Genomic DNA, 5,436 nt, shown 5'->3' with positions numbered 1-5,436 from the left:
ATACGTCAATATACTTACACAGAAAAAATCATTTAGGATTGAGCTAAATAGAGAAAATCATTTAGGATTGCTATATAAGTTGTTTTATGTTGGGAAAATGCTTCAAGGTCAGAACAAGGTTGTTGGCCGTATGCAGGTATGTCTCCTCGTACATATCGGAATCTACTTGGTGGTTTGCTGTAGGAGCGAGACTCAGGAAGACCACTTCTTGATTTTGCAGGATCGTCTGTAATGTCTCTTCATCGCAGCGCTTCAGGACGATCGCCTGGTTGGCAACTTTCTGTAACTCCCCAATCCGGTCTTGCGTTGTCGTCGTTGCAGTAATTACGTGACCCAGGTTCCGCCAATGCTGGGCAACGGCACTTCCAACATAGCCACAACCAATAATTATAGCGTTCATCTGTTTTTTCAACTTCTGAAATAGAAGGCTCTAGATTGTATCCAAGATAATAATATATCCAAGTTACAAAACTTTACGCACTGTCTGGTGCCTATTGGATTTGCATTTTGGGGATTTCATGCTGCTTTTTCTCCATATCATCCCTCTCTTATGCAACGCCAACAGAGTTAATCAGCCTTAACAAACAAGCGAGAACGAGTAATAAAACGCTCTCCATCCGGCTCTTCGAGGGAAAAATCGCTGCCTCCTGGCCCGGATGCCACGTCTATAATTAACTGCGTGTGCTGCCAATATTTGTATTGCTGGGCTGCAATATAAAAGGGACAACCGCCTATTTCGCCCAGCAATACGTCACCATCACCGATTATCAATTCCCCGTTGGGATAGCACATGGGGGAACTACCGTCGCAGCAGCCGCCGGATTGGTGAAACATCAATTCTCCGTGTTGAGTTTTGAGATAGTTGATTAATTTTAAAGCCGCTTCTGTTGCGGTGACTTTTGGAGTTTCCATTGCAGTCTGTTTGTATAGCAATTTTATTTCGTTTATAAATGAGATTTTTTTAATGAACAGCAGAGGGCGCAGAGGACGCAGAGAAAGAGAGAAAAGAGAGAAAGAAGGAGTTGACGAATCATTGAAGTTTGTCTTTCTTCTTTCTTCCTTCCTAATGACTAAAACCTTAGAAAAAACCTAAAGCTTTCGGGCTGTAACTTATTAACAAATTCTTAGTCTGCTGGTAGTGATCTAACATCATTTTGTGATTTTCGCGACCGATACCAGATGATTTGTAGCCGCCGAATGCTGCGTGGGCCGGATAGAGGTGATAGCAGTTTGTCCACACGCGGCCTGCTTGAACGGCGCGACCGATGCGGTAGGCGGTGTTGATGTCGCGAGTCCAAACTCCTGCACCTAAACCGTAGAGAGTATCGTTGGCAATTTCTAATGCTTCGGCTTCGTCTTTGAAGGTGGTGACTGCTAATACTGGGCCGAAGATTTCTTCTTGGAAAATTCGCATTTTGTTATTTCCTTTGAAGACTGTTGGCTGGAAATAATACCCGTCTTGCAAGTCGCCGGATAAGATGTTTCTTTCGCCACCAATCAGGCATTCTGCGCCTTCGGCGTGACCGATTTTGACGTATTCGGCGATTTTTTCCATCTGGTTGATGGAGACTTGGGCGCCGAGGGCGGTTGTCGGATCTAAGGGGTTGTCTTGTTTGATTTGGCGGATGCGATCGATCGCCCTTTCCATGAATTGATCGTAGATTGACTCCTGAATTAAGGCGCGGGAGGGACAGGTGCAAACTTCGCCTTGATTGAACGCAAACATGACTAATCCTTCGACTGCTTTGTCGAGAAATTCGTCGTCTTGGGCGCAGACATCTTCAAAGAAAATATTGGGGGATTTGCCGCCTAATTCTAGGGTGACGGGGATGACATTTTGGGAGGCGTATTGCATGATTAGCCTGCCGGTGGTGGTTTCGCCGGTGAAGGCGACTTTGGCAATCCGGGGACTGGTGGCGAGAGTTTTGCCGATTTCAGCGCCTGGCCCGTTAATGACGTTGATTACGCCGTCTGGTACTAAGTCGGCGATGATTTCCATCAGTACCAAGATTGAGGTGGGGGTGGGGCCTGCTGGTTTGAGGACGACGCAGTTTCCGGCGGCGAGGGCTGGGGCGAGTTTCCAGGCGGCCATTAATATCGGGAAGTTCCAGGGGATGATTTGTCCGATGACGCCTAGGGGTTCGTGGAAGTGGTAGGCGACGGTGGTTCCGTCGAGTTCGCCGATCGACCCTTCTTGAGTTCGGATGCAGCTTGCGAAGTAGCGGAAATGGTCGATCGCCAGCGGTATGTCTGCGAGGCGTGTTTCGCGAATTGGTTTACCGTTTCCCCAGGTTTCGGCGATGGCGAGGCGATCGAGGTTTTCTTCCATCCGATCGGCAATTTTGTGTAAAACTCGCGCCCTATCGGCTGGGGAAGTCTTACCCCACTTGTCTTTCGCAGCGTGGGCGGCATCCAGTGCCAATTCTACATCCTCGGCGGTCGATCGGGGGATTTGACAAATTGATTTTCCTGTTATTGGAGAAAGGTTTTCCGAGTATTTCCCTTTCACTGGTGGCACCCACTTGCCGCCGATAAAGTTGTCGTAGCGAGTTTGAAAAATCGACTGACTGCCGGATTGAACAGGTGCTGCTACTACCATTTTATTACCTGATTAAAAATTGTTTTCGCGGACGCTTGAAATCTCTGGCATATCAACTATCGTCTATTTTCTGCAACATCGGTCATTTTATATACAAAATTTTACATCTTTTCAAGATTTTGCAATCGCTGTAGGGGCGGGTTTACCAACAATCTGAGGCTCGAACAAACTATCTCAAAAAACCGCCCCACCCAACGGTAAACACGATCAATTAACTGTGACACACCTCTCCTTTGTGCGGTTATAAAATTATCCGATAGCTGATAGTAATTTTGACGATCTGGCTGGTTTTGCTAGCCAACAAGGGAGCAGAAAGGGGCGCTTTAAGGTATTTGCTAATTTCCATATCTTTATCAGCAACCTCAATATAAATCCCCTGAAATCGACCACCTCAGTGTCAACCTAAATCACTAGCTTAAATTTGATTTATTGCAACTATTACAACTCTTGATCCGACTCTTCTAAAACATCGATCGCGTGAGTGAGGATATTCATAAAAGCTTGATTAATCCGAGCTGCATAACGCTCAATCTGTGGCAAATTTCCGAATTGTTTCATCAGCTTGATGCCTAGCCGTCCCTCGCAAATGGTCACGTTTTTTAAATTTGCACCGCGAAAGTCAAACCTTCGCAGCGTTTTATTGCTAAAATTGAAAAAAATAGTAAATAAGTGCATTCATCATTATCAATGTGACGATTTTGCATAATATTTATTAGCACCATAAACAATAAGGGTTAAAACACTAAATGTCTGCTCAAGGGTTTTATCGTCGTTCGCTCCCCGATTCTGCTATTGCCTTTTCCTCCGTAGAGGGAAAGCAAATATTTCGAGAATCGTTGGCATTGGGAGGTATGGAAGGGTATTTTGCTCTAGCGGAACAGTTTCATACTCAAGCAGAACCCGCTTTTTGTGGATTGGGTAGTTTAGTTGTTGTTCTTAATGCCTTATCCATCGATCCCGGTCGCATTTGGAAAGGGGTGTGGAGATGGTATGGAGAGGAATTTTTAGACTGTTGTTTACCTCTTTCAGTCATTAAAGAAAACGGTATCACCTTTGATGAGTTTGTCTGTATAGCACGTTGCAACGGCGCTGTGGTAAAACCTAACCGTTACCACCAAAGCAGCTTGGAAAACTTTCGGCAAGCAGTTGAGGAGGCGACTACGGCGCCAGGTGATATTCATCTAGTTGTTTCCTACAGCCGAAAGGTATTGGGACAAACGGGTGATGGTCACTTTTCACCAATTGGTGGTTATCATCCAAAGCGGGATCTAGTTCTTCTGCTGGATGTTGCCCGTTTCAAATATCCACCTCACTGGGTTTCTCTGCCTTTGTTATGGCAAGCATTTGAACCTGTCGATCCCGTGACTAATCAATGTCGAGGTTATATTTTATTGCAGAAGAGTGAAAGGTTGCCAGAAACCTTTTTTCATGTTGCTTGTGATTTACATCAGTGGCGTAGTGTTGCTACTTACTTTGCAGAAATACTCCCAGACATTCTGAGAAAAGAGCAACCTGATTCAATTGCTTCAGTTGTCAGTATCATTCTGCACCATTGGCCTGTTGAATTTACAACCATGCTGCATACCTCCTCAGAGACGGCAGAGACTCTTGAGAAATTACGGGCAGCTATTGAGTTAAATTCACTGTTTGATATTGTTCACCAATGCTTGTCGAGTGATGACGGGGATGCAATGTCTGTTTTAGGGAAGTGGTCGCAACAGCCATTCGTAGCAGAGATCATAACAGCAATATTACTCTCCTGCCCCGAAACGCTCTATGCAACTCTCAAACCAGAGTTACGACTGTGGTTTAGTGAGGTGCGCCACCTTGAGAAACTACTCCCTCCCTTGGATGTAGAGATATCTAGATTGAGAGAACAAATGTCAGCACTCCAGGAGTTTTACACTTTATATTCCAAGGGAGATCAGTGCAATATCCCTCAGAGTTAGCTCCTACCGCCTTTTGAACTCTCCAAACCTCGACTAACGACAAAAGTGAAAATTAAATAGCAAGATTTAATAATGGGATGGTGGTGGTTGTGGATAAAGATTCGTCGTCGCGAAATATTAGAGTTGTGACTGATGCGAGTGAGGAATGGACAACAAAAAAGTCGAAGTAGTGGTAAAAAATTTAGTACGAACATCTGGCTGGCTGGCTGCTTTTGCCTAAGTCCTATTTGATTGGCTCTTGGTTGAGGTAATCAGCACACATCTGTTTGTCCTCTTCTGTCACTTTCGGGTTTGTTCTGAGATAATCGCTAATCCAATGGCAACCTAATGCCATTAATTTATCGAAATCCCAAATCCACAGTTTGATGGTTTTGTCACTGCTTGCAGAAGCCAATGTCTTGCCATCTGGACTAAAGGCGACGCTCCACACCAAACCTTGATGCCCGGTGAGGGTAGCGAGGGGTTTTTGGCTTTGCAGGTGCCACAGTTTGATAGTGTTGTCACTGCTTGCAGAAGCCAATGTCTTGCCATCTGGACTAAAGGCGACGCTATAGACCGAATTGCTATGCCCGGTGAGGGTAGCGATGGGTTTTTGGCTTTCCAGATTCCACAGTTTGATAGTGTTGTCACTGCTTGCAGAAGCCAATGTCTTGCCATCTGGACTAAAGGCGACGCTCAAGACCTCATTGCTATGCCCGGTGAGGGTAGCGATGGGTTTTTGGCTTTCCAGATTCCACAGTTTGATCGTCTTGTCGTCACTTGTAGAAGCGAAATTCAAGCCATCTGGACTAAAGGCGATGCTATAGACCGAATTGCTATGCCCGGTGAGGGTAGCGATGGGTTTTTGGCTTTCCAGATTCCACAGTTTGATCGTCTTGTCGTCACTTG

Annotated in this window: 5 protein-coding genes and 1 pseudogene; 1 reads left to right on the top strand and 5 read right to left on the bottom strand. The window is 45.5% G+C overall.

Features of this window, described 5'->3' with window-relative positions; genetic code table 11:
* Nucleotides 1-70: 70 nt before the first annotated feature.
* The 4 genes from QUA24_RS05110 to QUA24_RS05095 all read right to left on the bottom strand — a co-directional run bounded on the left by QUA24_RS05110 (nt 71) and on the right by QUA24_RS05095 (nt 3,274).
* Complete coding sequence (locus QUA24_RS05110) at nt 71-400, bottom strand: NAD(P)-binding domain-containing protein (protein WP_333227738.1); 330 nt, start codon at nt 398-400, stop codon at nt 71-73.
* 167 nt (nt 401-567) lie between these two features.
* The gene (locus QUA24_RS05105; RefSeq protein WP_333227736.1) at nt 568-912 is read right to left on the bottom strand and encodes a DUF779 domain-containing protein; all 345 of its coding nucleotides are present in this window, start codon (nt 910-912) and stop codon (nt 568-570) included.
* Nucleotides 913-1,078: 166 nt separating this feature from the next.
* Nucleotides 1,079-2,599 carry an acetaldehyde dehydrogenase ExaC gene (exaC, locus tag QUA24_RS05100; protein WP_333227734.1) on the bottom strand — a complete coding sequence of 507 codons (1,521 nt, stop codon included), beginning with the start codon at nt 2,597-2,599 and terminating at the stop codon, nt 1,079-1,081.
* A 438-nt stretch (nt 2,600-3,037) separates the two neighbouring features.
* Nucleotides 3,038-3,274 (bottom strand): hypothetical protein, encoded by a 237-nt coding sequence (locus QUA24_RS05095; protein ID WP_333227732.1) that lies wholly within the window; start codon nt 3,272-3,274, stop codon nt 3,038-3,040.
* A gap of 71 nt (nt 3,275-3,345) precedes the next feature.
* Between QUA24_RS05095 and QUA24_RS05090 the strand changes: the two genes are divergently transcribed.
* Nucleotides 3,346-4,548: a phytochelatin synthase family protein gene (locus tag QUA24_RS05090; RefSeq protein ID WP_333227730.1), complete on the top strand. Its 1,203-nt coding sequence runs from the start codon at nt 3,346-3,348 to the stop codon at nt 4,546-4,548.
* Between the two features lie 223 nt (nt 4,549-4,771).
* Here QUA24_RS05090 and QUA24_RS05085 read toward each other — a convergent pair.
* Nucleotides 4,772-5,436: pseudogene (locus QUA24_RS05085) on the bottom strand (WD40 repeat domain-containing protein); the annotation flags it as partial.

Source organism: Microcoleus sp. Pol12B5 (assembly GCF_036701335.1).
Taxonomy (GTDB): Bacteria; Cyanobacteriota; Cyanobacteriia; order Cyanobacteriales; family Microcoleaceae; genus Microcoleus.
The sequence above is the reverse complement of the archived record's forward strand: the minus strand, read 5'-3'. Positions and strand labels throughout refer to the sequence as shown.